Source organism: Streptococcus suis S735, from assembly GCF_000294495.1.
GTDB lineage: Bacteria > Bacillota > Bacilli > Lactobacillales > Streptococcaceae > Streptococcus > Streptococcus suis.
The window spans coordinates 176,692-194,518 of record NC_018526.1; the positions used below are offsets into that span (position 1 = coordinate 176,692).

At 42.0% G+C, this 17,827-nt stretch carries 12 protein-coding genes and 1 pseudogene; 10 read left to right on the plus strand and 3 right to left on the minus strand.

The genetic code is table 11. The annotated features are described in order from the left end of the window. Positions 1-49 precede the first annotated feature (49 nt). Together YYK_RS01030 and YYK_RS01035 are read left to right on the plus strand one after the other, a co-directional pair. Positions 50-1,219 carry an SIS domain-containing protein gene (locus tag YYK_RS01030; protein ID WP_014917183.1) on the plus strand — a complete coding sequence of 390 codons (1,170 nt, stop codon included), beginning with the start codon at positions 50-52 and terminating at the stop codon, positions 1,217-1,219. 129 nt (positions 1,220-1,348) lie between these two features. Beyond that, positions 1,349-3,247, plus strand: a complete 1,899-nt coding sequence (locus YYK_RS01035; RefSeq protein WP_014917184.1) for a GAG-binding domain-containing protein — start codon at positions 1,349-1,351, stop codon at positions 3,245-3,247. A 276-nt stretch (positions 3,248-3,523) separates the two neighbouring features. Here YYK_RS01035 and YYK_RS01040 read toward each other — a convergent pair whose 3' ends face one another. Beyond that, positions 3,524-5,791 carry a Xaa-Pro dipeptidyl-peptidase gene (locus YYK_RS01040; protein ID WP_011921783.1) on the minus strand — a complete coding sequence of 756 codons (2,268 nt, stop codon included), beginning with the start codon at positions 5,789-5,791 and terminating at the stop codon, positions 3,524-3,526. 181 nt (positions 5,792-5,972) lie between these two features. On the opposite strand from YYK_RS01040, the gene YYK_RS01045 reads away from it, so the two are divergent. Further along, positions 5,973-6,707 carry a CppA family protein gene (locus YYK_RS01045; RefSeq protein WP_012774921.1) on the plus strand — a complete coding sequence of 245 codons (735 nt, stop codon included), beginning with the start codon at positions 5,973-5,975 and terminating at the stop codon, positions 6,705-6,707. Next, positions 6,704-7,650, plus strand: a pseudogene (locus YYK_RS01050) (serine hydrolase domain-containing protein). The gene YYK_RS01045 and the pseudogene YYK_RS01050 overlap by 4 nt, the downstream one beginning before the upstream one ends. A 406-nt stretch (positions 7,651-8,056) precedes the next feature. Here YYK_RS01050 and pflB read toward each other — a convergent pair. Further along, positions 8,057-10,402 (minus strand): formate C-acetyltransferase, encoded by a 2,346-nt coding sequence (gene pflB / locus YYK_RS01055; RefSeq protein WP_011921786.1) that lies wholly within the window; start codon positions 10,400-10,402, stop codon positions 8,057-8,059. 315 nt (positions 10,403-10,717) lie between these two features. On the opposite strand from pflB, the gene dinB reads away from it, so the two are divergent. The 5 genes from dinB to YYK_RS01080 all read left to right on the plus strand — a co-directional run bounded on the left by dinB (position 10,718) and on the right by YYK_RS01080 (position 14,820). Continuing rightward, complete coding sequence (gene dinB, locus YYK_RS01060) at positions 10,718-11,785, plus strand: DNA polymerase IV (RefSeq protein ID WP_011922586.1); 1,068 nt, start codon at positions 10,718-10,720, stop codon at positions 11,783-11,785. Positions 11,786-11,827: 42 nt separating this feature from the next. Next, the gene (locus tag YYK_RS01065; protein WP_011922587.1) at positions 11,828-12,247 is read left to right on the plus strand and encodes an Rrf2 family transcriptional regulator; all 420 of its coding nucleotides are present in this window, start codon (positions 11,828-11,830) and stop codon (positions 12,245-12,247) included. Positions 12,248-12,485: 238 nt separating this feature from the next. Beyond that, positions 12,486-13,112: an NAD(P)-dependent oxidoreductase gene (locus YYK_RS01070; RefSeq protein WP_002935982.1), complete on the plus strand. Its 627-nt coding sequence runs from the start codon at positions 12,486-12,488 to the stop codon at positions 13,110-13,112. Positions 13,113-13,213: 101 nt separating this feature from the next. Continuing rightward, positions 13,214-14,134, plus strand: a complete 921-nt coding sequence (locus tag YYK_RS01075) for a 1-phosphofructokinase family hexose kinase (RefSeq protein WP_011922588.1) — start codon at positions 13,214-13,216, stop codon at positions 14,132-14,134. Between the two features lie 47 nt (positions 14,135-14,181). Beyond that, positions 14,182-14,820: an endonuclease III domain-containing protein gene (locus YYK_RS01080; protein ID WP_014636205.1), complete on the plus strand. Its 639-nt coding sequence runs from the start codon at positions 14,182-14,184 to the stop codon at positions 14,818-14,820. Positions 14,821-15,102: 282 nt separating this feature from the next. Here YYK_RS01080 and YYK_RS01090 read toward each other — a convergent pair whose 3' ends face one another. Beyond that, a complete protein-coding gene (locus YYK_RS01090; RefSeq protein ID WP_012774923.1) occupies positions 15,103-16,302 on the minus strand; it encodes an ROK family protein in 1,200 nt (399 codons plus the stop codon). 192 nt (positions 16,303-16,494) lie between these two features. Between YYK_RS01090 and YYK_RS01095 the strand changes: the two genes are divergently transcribed. Beyond that, on the plus strand, positions 16,495-17,823 hold the full coding sequence (locus YYK_RS01095) for a PTS sugar transporter subunit IIC (RefSeq protein ID WP_012774924.1): 1,329 nt from the start codon (positions 16,495-16,497) through the stop codon (positions 17,821-17,823). Positions 17,824-17,827 lie beyond the last annotated feature (4 nt).

Consider the following 17,827-nt stretch of genomic DNA (forward strand, 5'->3'; position numbering starts at 1 on the left):
TATAATATAAGAAAAACTGGTTATAACCAGAAATCACGGAGGAGGAGCTATGTTCCGTTTAGCAAAAGAAGAACTTGAAAAGTTGGGAGCTATTATTACGGCGACCGAAATTTACCAACAGCCAGGCTTATGGAAGGAAGCGTATCAACTCTATTTTGACCAATTGGAAAAAATCGAGAGTTTTCTAAAATCAATCAAGGAAAAACATGACTTTGTTCACGTTGTTTTTACAGGTGCAGGGACTTCTGACTTTGTTGGGCAAAGTATTGCCAACTACCTCAACCAAGTCAATGACTTGAAACACATTCGTTTTTCTGCCATTGGTACAGTGGAGCTGGTTAGTTGCCCACATGACTATTTACAGGCAGATGTGCCAACGGTTTTGGTATCCTTTGCCCGTTCAGGGAATTCACCAGAAAGTGTGGCAGCAGTTGAAGTCGCTAAGCAATTGGTAGATAAATTGTATCAAGTGACCATTACCTGTGCACCCGAAGGTAAGTTGGCACTAGCGGCTGAAGGAGATGCTGAAAATCTCCTGCTCTTGCAACCGGCTGGATCAAACGATAAGGGCTTTGCCATGACAGGTTCTTACAGCTGTATGGCTCTGACAGCCCTCCTCGTCTTCTCGTCAGCCAGTCAAGAAGAAAAAGCTGCTTGGGTTGAGATCATTGCCCGTCTAGGTCAAGATGTTTTGGACCGTGAAGACTACGTGCAAGACTTGATTAACCTTGATTTTGAGCGAGTGATTTACCTCGGTTCAGGTGGTTTCTATGGTCTTGCCCACGAAGCTCAGTTGAAAATTCTGGAATTGACAGCAGGTAAGATTGCGACCATGTACGAGTCACCACTCGGTTTCCGTCATGGACCAAAATCCTTCATCAATGAAAAGACCTTGATTTTCCTCTTTGCCTCAAACGATGCCTACACTCGTCAGTATGATGTGGACTTGCTTAATGAAGTTCATGGTGATGGCATAGCAGAGCGGATAGTGGCATTGTCGGCTGATAAGTTAGTCGGTACAGAAGCAGCCAACTTTGTCTTGGCAGAAGGCGGAGCAGATCTGCCAGATGTCTTCCTAACCTTCCCTTACATCCTCTTTGCCCAAACGGTATCTATTATGGCAGCCATTAAGTGCAACAACTTGCCAGATACACCATCTCCAACAGGCACCGTCAACCGTGTGGTGCAAGGTGTTATCATCCATCCTTTAGAAAAATAGGCAGATGCATTCAACGATGAAGAAACAGAGCTATTCGGTAGAGTTTTAACACATAAAAAACACATCCGACCACCTGAATATCATGGTACAATAATAATATATAATAAAATATGATTAGGACTTATAGAAATGGAAACTGCAAATAAAAAATTCAGATATAGTATTCGTAAATTTAAAGTCGGCGTAGGCTCGGTGCTGATTGCTACTTGCTTACTTGGTGCGGGAGTCTCGACACCAACCGCTTTTGCGACGACAGAGACTTCAACAGCTACTCAAGTTGAAGCAATGGCGAAAGTTGAAGAAGTTCAGAAGCTTGTGAAAGAATTAGAAAAAGAGCTGGGGGAACTAGATAAGGTTCCAAGTTATGGTGATGCTCAAGATTATTCTTATCAGAAGGCTTTGTGGGAAGAGTTTTTAAGAATTGGAAAAGATAATATGGACTATGCTTCAAAAATGAAAGCAGATGACAAGTTTTTCCATAAGGTTAAAGGGGATTTGAATGATTTTAAATATCAAATAAAAGTGGAAAACTATATCCGTCAGGTTGCAGAATTGCGAAAGAAATACCCTGGTGATAATACAATTGAGGAAGAATATAATGCGCATTTAAAGCAAGACGAAGGCAAGAGTATAGCTAGCCAAGAGGGCGCTACCTTAAGAGACTACGTTGATAGAGAAGCAAGTGAGGCCATGGGCAGAATTAAGCAACGAGTTGCTGAACTGGAAAAATCAAAACAACCCCAGCCAAGTCCCGCAGATGAGCCAGCTCCAGCTCCAAAAGAGGAAGACACTCCAGCTCCAACACCGAAAGTAGAAGATGAAACACAGGAGCCGAAAACAGAAGAGAAGGCACCAGAGACGAAAGAAGAAACTCCAACTCCAACACCAAAAGAGGAAGGGATTCCGGCACCAATTCCAGACGCTCCAGCGCCGAAAGCAGAGGACGAAGTTCCGGCACCAAAAGAGGAAGAAACCCCAGCTCCAAAAGAGGAGGACACTCCGGCACCGGACGCAGCCCCAGCTCCAGCTCCAACACCGGAAGTGGATCCAGCTCCAACTCCAATTCCAGACACTCCAAAGGCAGAGGAAGAGGCTCCAACTCCAGTACCGGACACTCCGGCACCGAAAGAGGACGAAGTTCCGGCACCAATTCCAGACGCTCCAACACCGAAAGTAGAAGAGGAAACACAGGAGCCGAAAACAGAAGAGAAGGCACCAGAGACGAAAGAAGAAACTCCAACTCCAGCACCGGATGCAGAGCCAGCTCCAACTCCGGTACCGGACACTCCGGCACCGAAAGAGGACGAAGTTCCGGCACCAATGCCAGATGCTCCAGCGCCGAAAGCAGAGGAAGAAGTTCCAGCCCCAACTCCAATGCCAGAAACTCCAATGGACAAACCGAAAACTGATAAAGTAGAGTCTGACAAACAGATGCCAGAGGCTAAGCAACCAGAAATGGAGCAACCGAAAGCAGAAGACATGCCGAAGGAGGAAATGCCAAAGTCTGAGCAACCAAAAGCGGAAGACTCTGCACCTAAGACAGCAGTTCCAGAAGTCGCACCAAAAACAGCGGAAAAACCAAAGCTAGACTTCACAACAAAAGAACGCAAGGTAGAAGAAGCTCTCCCTATCAAAGAAGAAATCAGATATGATGCAAGCCTACCGCTTGGCAAATCATACCTTCTTCAAGAAGGAAAAGCAGGTAAAAAAGTATCTGTTTATCAAGATGTCATAGTTGATGGTAAAGTTGTCGCAACCAACCTATTATCAGAAACTGTTGTTGAAGGTCAAAATCGTATCCTTGTAAAAGGTAGCTTGGAAATGAAGAAAGAAGAAGTAAAAACAACTCCTTCAGTACAATCAAATCCGACACTAAGTCATAAGGGCGCACCTTCTGCAAACAAAGCAACCCTACCTGCAACAGGTGAACAGCGCAATAACCTAGCCTTAGTAGGCCTTGGTTTAGCTGGAATTAGCTTGGCGGTAGTCGCTACAGCTATAAACAAAAAATCTAAAGATCAAATCTAAACCATTATGAAATAATAAAGAGGCAGGGCGGAAACGCCCAGCCTCTTTTTAGAACTGAAAATCAATATTATACTCTTCGAAACTCAAAATCAGACGTTGTTGACTTGATTTGATGAGTGTCAAGCTCCAGTGGAGCTTGACAGCCTGCTACCATAAAATAAGAAAGTAGCAGGGGTATATCTGCTCTTGGAGAAACGAACTTCGTTCACTCTATCTCCAACCTTCAAAGGTTTCCCAAACCTTTGAAACTAGTCTGATTTTGATTTTCATTGAGTATTAGTGCGGTAAAATTAACTGTGATTGACTTAAATCAAGGTGGATTTGCCATTGAGAATTATCCCGAACAGTACACTCAAAGTCGGTTGTATAGAGAATCAACTCCAAGACATCGCCTTTTTTCAGCTGATAAATGGTCGGCTGCAGTTTCCAGGTCAGATTCATCCACTGTCCAGGCACCACTTCCTCGACAGTCATCAGGTCGGTGCGGTTTTGCAGGTTCATAAAGCCCTTGGTTACCAAGCGTTGTGGCATCTCCACATAGGGCAACTCCACCAGATTTTCTTGGGCATGGTAACGACCGTTGTCTAGACTCAATCTTGCTTTAGGCGCAGGGATTGGGGCTAGGCGTTTTTTATTTCCCTTGTCCAATAGCTGAGCGGATAAGAGGCCTTTAGCTACACTAGAAGCGACACGGAGTTTCAGCGTGACCTGCCCGTTAAGCAAGAGGCCCTCCGTTACAGGCAGTTCAATGCTGATTTGATTGGCTTTGCCTGCATAGAGGTCTTGGTGGAAGGCAGAGTAGGATTTGCCGTAGCGTTCAAAATCTTCTTGGGTATACTGATTGGCAACGGTCTGGCTTCCAGTACCTAGTGGCAAGACAGTCTCGTTTTCACCGCCAAAGGTGTCCAAGGTCGTCCAAGTTTGCTCACCGCTGTTGTCCTGCCAGATAACCGTTGGCAGTTGGTAGTTGTTCTCGTAGCCCAGTAGTTTCTGACTGAGCAGGGCGTTCATGGACTCGCGGAAGTCGATAGACTGCCAGTTGTTCATATAAACGTGGGCACCGTTGTGGAAGAAGAGGTGCTTCTTGATGTGACTAGGTAGGGCATGGAACATATTCCAGACATGGATTGGCTTGACATTCCAGTCCTGTGAGCCGTGGGTAAAGACCACCTCACACTTGACCCTATCAGCGTGGAGCAGATAATTGCGGTCATGCCAGTATTGATTGTAGTCACCGCTGGTGCGGTCCAGGGCAGCACGCTCGGCAGCCAGTCCTTTTTCGTAGGCTGCTTTATTGCGGAGGAAGTCACCTGCTTGCAAACTCTTGGAGTAGGTCAGGGCGGTCAAGCTGTCCAAATCTTCGCCTGGATAGCCACCAGGGCTGGTCACCAGCCCGTTTTCACGGTAGTAGTCATACCAAGAGGAAATCCCTGCTTCTGCGATGATGACTTCCAATCCGTCCACGCCAGTTGTTGCCAAGGCATTGGACATGGTACCGAGATAAGACAGTCCCGTCGTCGCTACCTTACCATTGGCCCAATCGGCCTTGACCTCAAGCGAGCGAGTGTGGTCTGTGTAGGCCTTGGTGCGACCGTTCAGCCAGTCAATCACCGCTTTATAGCCCTCCACCTGTTGGTAGTCGCCAGATGTCATGTAGCCCGTCGAGCCCAGCGTGCCAACACCAGACACATGGAGGCTGGCAAAGCCGCGAGCGAGGAAGTAGTCATTGAGGGAGTACGAAGTAATGTGCCCCAGTTTTTCAGTAGCAGGGCTGACAGGCAGGTTCCGTTGGTCCAAGTCTAACTTGGTGATGCTGGCCTGCTTGACCTGAATGGTACCGACTTGTTTTTCAGCCAGTTCCCCTTCCATCTTATGCAGAGCCTTATCGCTGGCTACATCGTTAACTCCTTGATGATAAGGACTATTTGTAATCACCGCAGGGATTTTCCCGTCAAAGTGAGGACGGAGGATGGACAGCTTAACAATATCTGTCTGCCCAGTCCCAGCTGTATCAACAGGCGTTTCGACATAGACCACCTCACGAATAAGGTTTTTGGTTGAAAAGGTTGCCATAGATTTGCCGTTGAAGAAGTGGTAGTGATTGTCCTCTGGAATCAGGTCATCGCTGACTAGCTGGTCAATCAAGGTGTTTCCAGACTTGGTGCGAGTATTGAGGAGCTGGTAGAGGTTGTCAATGATGTCCCCATAGACAATCGGGAAGTTGCTTTTCTCCACGAAATCCATGACATCTGTATAATCCATACCAGGCACAAAGCCCAGCAACTGAAAGGCGACTTGATAGAAAATCTGGTCAGTCAACTCACGGTCAGACTGGAAGAAGGTCAGAAGATCTGTGTCCCATTCTGCGATCATGTTTGACAGGGCAAAGTCGGTGTTTGCTGTCAGGAAATGGCACTTTCTGACAAAGGTTTCTAAATTTGTCTTACTACTTGCATCAGGAATCAGTTGAAATCCCAGAGTATCAAGTTCTTGCAAGTAGACGGAGGTCTCTTTTTTTATGAAAGAAAATTGATTAAAGCGCATAAATTCTCCTCTTTTTTAGGATAATAGTCTATAATAGCTATTATATCGGATAAGTCAATGTTTGTCTAAAAATTATCAGTATATATAGAGATATTAATGTATAAAACGACGATACAATTACTTGTAAAATGATGAAAATTTTTATACAATATTGTAGAATGACTGAGGAGTGAAATGTATCGTGTTGAGAAAAAATGAAGCTATAGTCCCTATTTTACGTATTAATAATAGGGCTATTAACCAAGGATTTTTAGAAGAAAATCTAGGAATGAAAACCAAGCTCGAAGATGGTCCTTTTGCTGATTTTGGAGATAGAACAAGTCCAGAAGCGAAGCTCGTTTTGACAGAATCTCCTGGTAATCGCACCCGTGCTGTCGAAGGGCTTAAAAAACTGAATAAAATTGTGATAAAAGTAGACAATGCCTCTGAAATTGAAGCTTTACTGGCGCAAGGGTCACAGTATAGTAAGCTCTACCAAGGAAAAAATGGCTATGGTTTTGAAGCTCTTTCGCCAGAAGGAGACACCTTTCTTTTACACGCAGAAGCATCTGTTGATGACCTAAAAGCAATCCTTCCACCTGTTCCATTTAAGGTGCAGGATGACTTTTCTGGTCTGACCGCTTTTACAGTAGAGTCTGTCTGGATTAATACCCCACAAGCTAGTATTAGTCAAGACTATTATGAGGCTATCCTACCTCAACAAGCCTTTTTGCGTTTTGTTGGAGCAGAAGGTAAGGATTTATTAACTCCTGCAGAACAAGTTTGGGATTTAGAAGGCTTGCGTTTTCCCGTCGAGCAAGACTTTGATTGGGCGCATTTGGAAAGCCGGTTGGAAAGACCATTCTTTAAAGATAAAAAAGCGAGCTTTATCCAAACAGTTGACCCAAGTGGTATTGAATTGTGGTTCGAAAAATGAGACAAGTAATTTTAGACAAGGTTTCAGAGCAGATTGAGCAAGGAGTATATCCTGGTGTCAGTCTGGCTTTTTTTCTGATGGTCAGTGGCAGGAGTACTATCTAGGGACCCAGGATGGGCATACGCCAGTTGAGGCGGGTTTGACCTATGATTTGGCGTCTGTTTCTAAGGTGGTTGGAGTAGGGACTCTTGCGACTTTTTTGGTTAATAGCGGAGCTTTGGAGCTAGATAGGACCTTGCAGTCTTATTATCCAGCTTTTGCGGATAGTGAGGTCACCATTCGGCAATTATTGACCCATACTAGTGGTATTGATCCCTTTATTCCAAATAGGGATAGTCTGGATGCCGACCAGCTCAAGGAAGCGATTTTGAAGATTGCTGTAACGGATAAGAAAGCTTTCCTCTACACGGATATTAATTTTCTCTTACTGGGCTTTTTGTTGGAGGAATTGGGTAGAGACAGTCTAGACCAGCTGATTAGTCGAGACGTTCTAGAGCCCTTTGGTATGTTCCGAACCTCCTTTGGACCAGTCAGTCAGGCGGTGCCGACGGTTCGTGGCGTCAAAGCAGGTGTGGTGCATGATCCCAAGGCGCGTGTCTTGGGCCTCCACGCGGGAAGTGCAGGTCTCTTTTCGACCGTCAAAGATTTGGAAATCTTTTTGGAGCGCTATCTAACTGAGGATTTTGCGGCGAATTTAACGCAGGATTACGGTTTTGATGATAAACGCAAGCGGTCTCTGGCTTGGGATAAGAAGGGGGACTGGTTGTCGCACACAGGCTATACGGGGACCTTTATCATGTATAACCGTCCCTTGCAGAAAGCTGCGATTTTTCTCTCGAATCGTACTTTTGACAAGGATGAGCGCGCCCAGTGGAAGTTGGATAGAAACCAGGTTATGGCCTTGATTCGTCAGGTCTTGGAGGAAGAAGAGGCTATTGACTAATACTCTTCGAAAATCAAAATTATCCATTGTCAACTTGCCTTAATGAACTCCAGTTCTATCTTCGACTTCGTTTCTTAGGCTACTTTTGATTTTCATTGAGTATATATCAGTCATTTAGTTTTTCTTTTATTACTTCGACGATCGAGGAAACATCGTTTCCTTATTTCCAACTTCAAACACTCCACTGGAGTATTTGAACTCGCTTTGCCGTACTCTGCAGGGGGGACTTGCTCCGCAAGTGCTATCTCCAACCTTGCACAGTCACTCGACTGTACAAGCTGTCCGCAGCTCGTTGCCTAGTACTAAAAGTAAACTAAAAGACTATAACTATCCTTCCGCAACACTCAGTAGATTTTTCGACATAGTAAAAGGACCTGCATGTGCAAGTCCTTTTGTGTCTGCTTGATTAAGCTTGACCTGAAACTTCAGCAGCGTGGTCGTCCATTGAAAGAACTTCGTGGAAGACACGTTGAGTCAATTCAGTTTTTTGCTCTTTAGTGAGGTATTTAGTGTTTACGCAGTATCCAGAGATACGAACGATAACATCTTCACCAGCCATGATTTTTTCATAAACGTCGTTCAAGTCCATAACGTTCAAGTTAACGTGTTGACCACCTTGCTCAAAGTAACCATCAAGGATTGTTACCAAGTTGTTTACTTGCTCATCGAATGTTTTACCAAGCGCTTTTGGAGAAACTTGAGTAGTCAATGAGATACCGTCGTTGGCATGTTTGAAGTTGAGTTTAGAAAGGGTATTCAAGTTTTGCAACCAACCACCACGAGCTTTAGAAGTTGGGTTAGCACCTGGTGGGAAGAATTCTACCTTAGTAGTGTTCACAGAACCATCTTCATTGAGGAATACACCACGGTGAACTGGAGAGTTACCTGTTTGTTTAGAGTAAGCAACGTTAGAAGTGATTGTCAAGATAGATACTGTAGCTTCAGCATTCTTGTACAATTTATGTTTGTTCAAACGAGTGAAGAATGCTTCCATGAGCCATTTCGCAATATCATCTACACGGTCATCGTCTTCACCATAGCGTGGGAAGTCACCAGTTACTTCGTAGTCGTAGATAAATCCATCTTCATCACGGATTGGTTTAACTTGTGCATACTTGATTGCTGACAATGAGTCAACAGTGTTTGCGAAACCACAGATACCGAAGCCCATGTTAGCACGAAGGTGAGTTGGCAAGAATGCCATTTGAACTGCTTCGTAGTTGTATTTATCTGTCATGTAGTGGATGATATTCATGGCATCAACATATGTATCAGTCAACCAGTCAAGGGCGATTTCAAAGTTCTTAACCACTTGGTCGTAGTCAAATACTTCAGATGTGTTTGGTTCAACACCGTCGAATACTTTGTAATCTTTGTGAACGTCATCGTAACCGTTGTTCCAGCTTGAAAGAAGGGCTTTAAGGACGTTTACGCGAGCACCAAAGTATTGGATGTTGTGGCGTTGGTCTTCGCTTTCTGGATCAAGTGGAGATACACAGCAAGAGATACATGACATTTCACCATAACCATCTTTCGCCATTGTTGTCACACCTTCATATTGGATAGAAGAGTGTTTGTGGCTCATTGCCATACAGTAGCGACGGAATGAATATGGAAGTTGGTCTGACCAAAGAACTGTCAAGTTTGGTTCTGGAGAGTTACCGATGTTGTCAAGTGTGTTCAAGAAACGGTAGTCCATCTTAGTAACACGGTGACGACCATCGTTACCCATACCTGCCATAGATGTTGTCAAGAATGTTGGGTCACCAGAGTAGATTTCGTCGAAGGCTTTTGTACGAGCGAATTTCACTGTACGAAGTTTCAATACGAAGTCATCAACAAATTCTTGGATTTCAGCCTCAGTAAATGTACCACGAGCCAAATCACGTTCAGCGTAGATGTCAAGTACGATTGGCACACGACCAAGAGAAGTTGCTGCACCGTTGATAACACGACATACAGCCATGAAAGCAATGTTTGTCCATTGGATAGCTTCTTTAGTGTTCATTGCAGGTTTGCGAACATCAACACCATAGTGATCACCTAAGCGTACAACTTGTTGCAATGCTTGGTACTGCATGTTGATTTCTTCACGAAGACGGATTGATTCTTCATCGATTTCAGTAATGGCATTCCAGTCAGCTACTTTTTCTTCCATCAAGTAGTCTGCACCGTAAAGTGCCAAACGAGCGTACATACCGATGATACGACCACGTGAGTATGCATCTGGAAGACCAGAAACGTGGTGTGAGTGGCGAGCACGACGGATGTCAGCGGTGTAGGCACGGAAGATACCGTCGTTTACAGTTGTAGCGTGTTTTGTATAGATTTCATGAAGGAGTGGGTCTGGAGTATAGCCGTTTTCGATAAGAGTTGTTTCAGCCATACGAATACCACCACGTGGCATGAAATTGAGTTTGAAGAGCTCATCGTTTTGGATACCGAAGATGAGTTCGTTCTCTTTATCGATGAAACCTGCTGGAATATCAGCGATAGAAGTAGCACGATCTACGTCCATTGGGAAGCGAGTGTCTTCGTAGCCAGCTTTTGTTTCTTCGATGATTTTTTTGATATGAAGTGAACGCTCAGTTGGGCCTGCGAGGAAGCTTTCATCTCCATCGTATGGAGTGTAGTTGGCTTGAACGAAGTGTGTTACACTTGCCTTATCTTGCCAATCTGTACCTTTAAAGCCTTCCCAGGCTTGGGCGAAAATGTCTTCAGCAACATTTTTTGTTTTAACTTTTGTTGACATGAGGGTTCTCCTTTTATGCTTTTGGGTATCGACTTGCTATCGATACCAACATGTCATTATTATACCATTTGAAAACACTTTCTACAAGACAAAAATACTTGAAAATAAATGAAAAACCTTTCAAGGAATATGAAAAAAATTGAAATATAGAGTTGGTATTTTCAAAATAAATTTCTGCTTGTATTTGTAATAAGGTGATAAGCTGTCGTTTATTGTATTGGTAAGATGGCTGGTTCAACGAATCTAAAGGCTGAAACTTCCTAAGAAATGCGGTATAATATAGCGAGTTAAACTTGTAAACAGGAAGAGGCAGTCATGTTAATTTTTCCCTTAATCAATGATTTATCTAGAAAAATTATTCATGTAGATATGGATGCTTTTTTTGCTGCCATTGAGGTCAGGGATAGCCCTGCTTTGAAGGGCAAACCTGTTATCATTGGGGCTGACCCAAGACTATCTGGCGGTAGAGGAGTGGTGTCTACCTGTAATTATGAGGCGCGTGCCTTTGGGATTCACTCGGCTATGTCCTCAAAAGAGGCTTATGAGCGTTGTCCTCAGGCGATTTTCATTTCTGGCAATTATGAAAAATATCAGGAAGTTGGGCGACAGGTTCGAGAAATTTTCCATCGCTATACTGATTTGGTGGAGCCCATGTCTATCGATGAGGCTTACTTGGATGTAACAGAAAATAAGTTGGGCATCAGCTCTGCGGTTAAGATTGCCAAGCTTATCCAATACGATATTTGGAATGAATTGCATCTGACAGCTTCCGCAGGTGTTTCCTATAATAAATTTTTGGCAAAAATTGCCTCTGATATGGAAAAACCGCACGGTTTGACCTTGATTCTACCTGAAGATGCTGTTGGTATTCTCGCCTCCCTGCCTGTTGAAAAATTTCACGGTGTGGGGAAGAAGACGGTGGAACGCCTGCATGAGATGGGGGTCTACACGGGGCAAGATTTGCTAGATGTACCAGAAATGGTTTTGATAGATAGATTTGGGCGTTTTGGCTTCGACCTTTATCGGAAAGCGAGGGGGATTTCTAATTCGCCCGTTAAAGTGGACCGTGTTCGTAAGTCAAGTGGAAAGGAAAGAACCTATCGCAAACTTCTTTATCGGGAGGAGGATGTCCTGAAAGAGCTAATCAGTCTCTGCCAACGGGTCGCAGCCAGTTTGAAGCGAAATGGAAAAAAGGGTCGAACAATTGTTTTAAAGGTTCGTTATGGTGATTTTTCTACCTTGACGAAACGTCATAGTCTAGAGGTATATACGGACCAGACGGAAACGATTGAGAAAGAGGTTCGTCAACTAATTGAAGAAATTGGGAAGATTGAAAAAGGGATTCGTTTGCTGGGTGTGACCGTGACTAATTTTCAAACTTGAGTTCTGTTTCAGTCTATGATAGACTGAAAAAAAGGAGAAGAGATGCAAATTTCAAGTAGATTTACCATTGCCAGCCATATCTTGGTTCTCTTGGCTCTGGAAGGAGAAAAAGAAAAACAGACCAGTACTAGCATTGCAGGCAGTGTCGGGGTTAATCCTGTCATTATCCGAAATATTTTGTCCCAACTCAAGGAGGCTGGTCTGGTAGAAGTAGCGCGTGGTATTGGAGGTGCTCGCTTGGCACAGGGTCCAGACCAGATTACACTTTTGCATGTCTATCAGGCTGTGGAGTTATTTGGAGAAAAAGGTCAATTATTCGCTTTTCATGAGCAACCGAATCCTTCCTGTCAAGTAGGTCGCAATATTCATCCTCTGCTAGATAGCCGTTTGGAAAATGCTCAGTCAGCTTTGGAAAATGAACTTGCTAAGACAAGGCTTGCTGATCTCTTGGCGGAACTATAGTCGTTTTATTAGGTCAACGTAAGGAGAAACTTTGTTTCCCTATTTCCTACTTCAAACACTCCACTGGACTGTTGAAGTAATCTGTAGAGTGTTGCCCTAGCACTAAAAGACTGGTTAGTGAATCATCCTTGTGATGATTTTTTAAATTTTTGAGTTGTAACAATTGACTTTACAATCAAAAAGATTTATACTTACGTTGTAAATAAAGTTGTTACAACAAAACAAGTGAGGTATCAATATGAAAATTGCTATTATTGCAGCGAATGGTCAAGCAGGTCAAACTATTGCAAAGGAAGCAGTAGAACGTGGTCATCAGGTGACGGCTATTGTCCGTTCTGAAAACAAGAGCGTAGCCCAAGAAGTAATCCAGAAGGATGCTTTTGCTCTTACCAAAGAAGATTTGGCAGGCTTTGATGTAGTAGTTAATGCTTTTGGTGCTTGGACACCAGAAACCTTGCCGGATCACGCCCGTCTTGCTGAGCATCTAGCGACCATACTTGCTGGTAGTCCAACTCGTCTTTTAGTAGTTGGTGGTGCAGGCAGTCTTTATTTAGACGAGAGCCAGACAGCTATGCTGAAAGATACACCAGATTTCCCTGCGGAATACCTGCCAATCGCTGAGGCTATGGGTACTGGTCTAGACCTCTATCGTCAGGCGACAGCGGTCAACTGGACCTATATCAGCCCAGCAGCAGATTTTGATGCAGAAGGTCAAAAATCAGGTGCCTACACTTTGGCTGGCGAGGTTTTCCAAGTCAATGCCCAAGGTGAAAGCTATATTAGTTATGCCGACTATGCTGTGGCTTTGGTTGACATTGCGGAAAAAGGTGGCTACCAGCAGGAACGAATTTCCGTACTTGCATAAAAAATTAAATGGTCTAAAAGATAGCTCCATCGAGGAATTATCTTTTTATTTTTTACTTGCATATAGTATAATAATATAAATAAAAAGAAAAGGAGAACCCCATGATTCACTTGATTTGTCCCAATCCAGCCCTAGACCGCACGCTTCTTGTGGAAAAGATTGAAAAGAATATTCCCCTGAGACCGACGGAAGTGAGGGATTATCCTGGTGGAAAAAGTTTCAACGTAGCCTATGCACTTCGAGAAAATGGAGTGACAGACTACACTATCCATACCATTTTAGGTGGGCAGATTGGTCGCTATATTCAGGAGCTTAATGCTGATGGTGGAAATGCCCTGCGCGTGGTTGAAAATAGCCAGAATACTCGGACATGTAATATCTATGTTGAAACCAGTACAGGCGATGTAGTACTATTTTATGAAAAAGGTTTTGAACTAACAGAGGATTTGCTCAACCAATTCACTCAGCAGATTGAAAATAGCCTGCAAGCTGGCGACATCCTAGTCTTTTCAGGTAGTCTGATGAAGGGGATGTCGGATGATTATATTCAGCGGTTTATTGAAAAATACCCAGAGGTTCTGACCATAGTGGACACCAGTGGACCAGCTTTACGTGCGGCTTATCAAGCTAGACCGGCCCTTATCAAAATCAATAATGAAGAGCTGAAAGATATTTATCCAGAGCTGGATGAAGAAAGTCCTGAAGCTATTTTAGGTATCCTGAAAGAAGTGACTCCTCATGAGAATATCATCATTACCATGGGAGACAAGGGGAGTCTAGCTAAGATTGGTCAGCGCTTCTTCCGTATTCAGTCTCCAAAGAAAGAAACGCGTAATCCTATTGCCGCAGGGGATTTCTACCTGGGCTTGCTAGTCAAAGGAATCAGTCAAGGTCAAGCCCCAGAAATCTTTTTGAAAGAAGCGGCAGCCTTTGCAACAGCCAATTGTTTGAATTATTTTCCAGAGGTTGAAGCAGAGCAGTTTGAAGCGATTGTAGATACAATAGTACTAGAGGAACTGTAGTATTGTATCCCTTTACTCATCGTGCTATAATGGCAAGGAGAAACAAGGTGAGATGGGGGATAGTAGTGGAACAGTTGACGGTTCTTTACCAAAATTTAAAACGGCGATATGGTGAATTTCACTGGTGGAATGATGAAAATCCTATAAAGGATTTGGTATCTATGATCCTTATTCAGCAAACAACGGAAGCAAATGCCAAGCGTGCTTTAGAACAGTTGGAGGGACGGTTGACAATTCATTCGCTTTTAGAGATGCCTGTGGAGGATTTACAAGAATGCATTCGCCCAGCAGGATTCTTCAAGCAAAAATCACTCTACATTCGGTCAGTGGTTGAGTGGGCCAATCAGTTCGATGGAGATTTTTCTCGCCTAGATCGTGTTGAGACAGCAGTACTCCGAAAAGAGCTGCTGAGCTTGAAGGGGGTTGGCAATGAAACTGCGGATGTTATTTTGCTCTATTTGTGTCGAAGAAGTGTTTTTGTGGCGGATCAATATGCTCTTCGGCTATTTAATCGTTTAGGACTTAGCCAGTCTCAGGATTATTTGAGTTTGAGACAGGAATTTACAGAGCAGATAAAAGATTGGTCGGTAAAAGACGCTCAGGAGCTTCATGCACTGATTGATGAACATGGCAAGCAGTTCAGGTTAACAAAGGGGCAGCTTGATGAATCATGGTTGATGATATAGTCATACTCTTCGAAAATCAAAATCAGACGTTGTTGACATGATTTGATGAACCTCAGTTCTATCTGCATTTGCATCGCCTAGCTTGATTTTGATTTTCATTGAGTATCAATTAGTGTATTTTTTATTACTGAAGGGCGAGGAAGTCTCATTTCCTTATTTCCGAGTTTAAACACTCCACTGGACAGTTGAAGTAGCCTGCATATCGTTGCCTTGTACTAAAAGCAAACGAAACGACTATAAAAGAGTAAAACCAGCGGTTCAGTTGGTTGCTCTTTTTTTATATTAATTGGAGTTATTTTCCAAGATAAAATGATTATAGACTGCTAAGGATGCTGCTCCAATTGCACCTCGAAATATATTAAAAGATAAGAATTCAATATCTAAATTATTTTTACTTGGAATAAATTGCAATTGATTGTCAACAAGATTATTAACTTTTTCTGAAAAACCTGGATAATTTAATAACTGGCTATTAATAAAAATTTTTTTTGAATCATAAATGATCAATGTATTTGCGATTGAGGTAGTTAAAAAATCAATCCCTGATTCAATTTTTTCAATAATAAAACCATCTCCTAGTCGGTATGCATTGTATACAACATCTAATGTAATATCTTCTGGTTTTTCAACCAAAGTTTTTATGATAGAACCTTGAACATTCTCAAATAAAAATCTTGCATTATTGATTAACCAAGTATCAGAAATATAAGTTTGAAGGCATCCACGTTTTCCACATTCACAAGAAGGTCCGTTTAAATCAACTACTGTATGACCAATCTCTCCAATATAAAAGTTTTTGTTTTGTAAAATATGTTCACTATCAAAAAATGAACAGAACAATCCAGGTCCAATATGAATAAATAAAAACTGCTCTGGCGAACTTTCGGGATGAAAGAGATATGAACCAATTGCCATGCAATTAATATTGTTCTCTAGAAAAATAGGAATTGAAATACTTTGTTTAATTACGGCAAGATCAAAATAAATCCACTTTACATTATTTGAAATAATATGTCCTGATTTTGAATCAAAGTGACCAGGTACAGCAATACCGAGAGCTCCAAATTCAAGATAGGAAAACTTATCTAGAGTTTCAGTTACTAATTGGATAATTATTTCATTTATTTGTTTGGAATCATATTCTGTAATTTTTATATTGCTATTTGTGATTAGGTTTCCAATAGTGTCTGTGACGGCTAAATAGATTCCATTGGCATTAATCTCGATTCCAATATAATGTCTATATTGAGAGTTTACTGTAATAAGTCGTCTACTACGACCTGATCCAATATAATCTCGAACCTCATCGCCAGTCTCAATAACTTTTTTTTCAGCTACCAGGTAACTAATCATATTCGTAATAGTTGCCGGTGTAATTTTTAAAGATTTAGAAATTCTTGTTCTAGAGCTTTTTTGATGTCTAAATAAAGTTTTTAATATATTTCCAGAAATATTTCGAATGGTTTCTTCTTTTTTTCCCATTTTAGTACCTCACATTGGAAAATAGTATTTTTCAATGTAAGAATAACATATTTTTTATAAAAAATGAAGTAAAAACACTAAACAAATAAATAAATTTCATTTTTTAATTAAAATTTATAAATAAAAACTTGACAATTAAGCGCTTACATGATATCTTTAATTTACAAAATAAAATTAATGGAGGATAAGAAAATGAATGGATTAATGCATTTTCTTGAACATAAACTAGCTCCTTTTGGAACTAAGGTAGGGAATCAACGTCATTTGAAAGCAGTTCGTGACGGTTTTATGATGGCTATGCCTCTTGTATTAGTTGGCTCGTTCTTCCTATTGCTAATCAGTTGGCCGGATCAGGCTTCTGGGGGATTTTCAGTAGTAGGCTTTTTAGAGCAAATTGGTTTGTTGGGGATTTTAAATCGGTTAAATCAATCAACAATGGCGATTATCTCTCTCATAGCTACATTCGGTATTGCATATCGATTATCCGAATCATATGAGACAGATGGACCTTCTGCAGGTGTTATTGCTTTATCATCTTTTATTTTACTTGCGCCAAGATTCTCAACAATGGTTTTCAACGAATCTGGTGAACAAATTAATCAAGTATTTGCTGGAGCAATTCCATTTGGAAGTTTGAACGCAAGTGCATTATTTGTTGCTATTGCTGTTGGATTAGTTTCAGCTGAAATTTATCGTTTCTTTATCCAAAGAGGTATTACAATTAAAATGCCAAAAAATGTCCCAGACGTTGTGGGTAAGTCATTTGCCGCATTGCTTCCAGCATTAACAACATTAATTTTCTGGGCTTGCGTCTTCCAGGGATTAGAAGCTGCTGGTGTTGAAGGTGGACTTGGAGCGGTTTTGGGATTAATTGTAGGTAAACCACTTGGTCTTATTGCAGGAAGTCTCGGTGGAATGGTGCTTGTTGTGCTTGTAAATTCACTTTTCTGGTTTACTGGTGTTAATGGTGGACAAGTGTTAAATGCTTTTGTCGATCCGGTTTGGTTACAGTTTACAGAAGCAAATCAACTTGCAGCCGCCGCGGGAGAAAAATTACCACATATTATTACTTTGCCTTTCAAAGATTTGTTCGTATTTATGGGCGGTGGTGGCGCTACTGTAGGATTAGCGCTTTGCTTACTTGTCTTTAGTAAAAGTCGTACATTTAAGAGTTTAGGACGAATCTCCTTTATTCCTTCTCTCTTTAATATTAATACAGCCATTCTGTTTAGTTTTCCAACTGTTTTGAATCCTATTATGATGATTCCGTTCATTCTAACACCGACAGTTAATGCAATAATTACCTATTTTGCTATGGCAACTGGATTAGTTCCGATGACTACTGGGGTTGTTCTCCCTTGGACGATGCCTCCAATTCTTGGGGGGTTCCTTGCTACTGGCGGCAGTATTCAGGGAGCAATTTTACAAATTATTTTAATAGGTGTCTCATTCATTATTTATTATCCATTTTTCAAAGTGGCCGATAATAAGAATTTAGAGCTTGAAGAATCAGGAGAGTGATCAT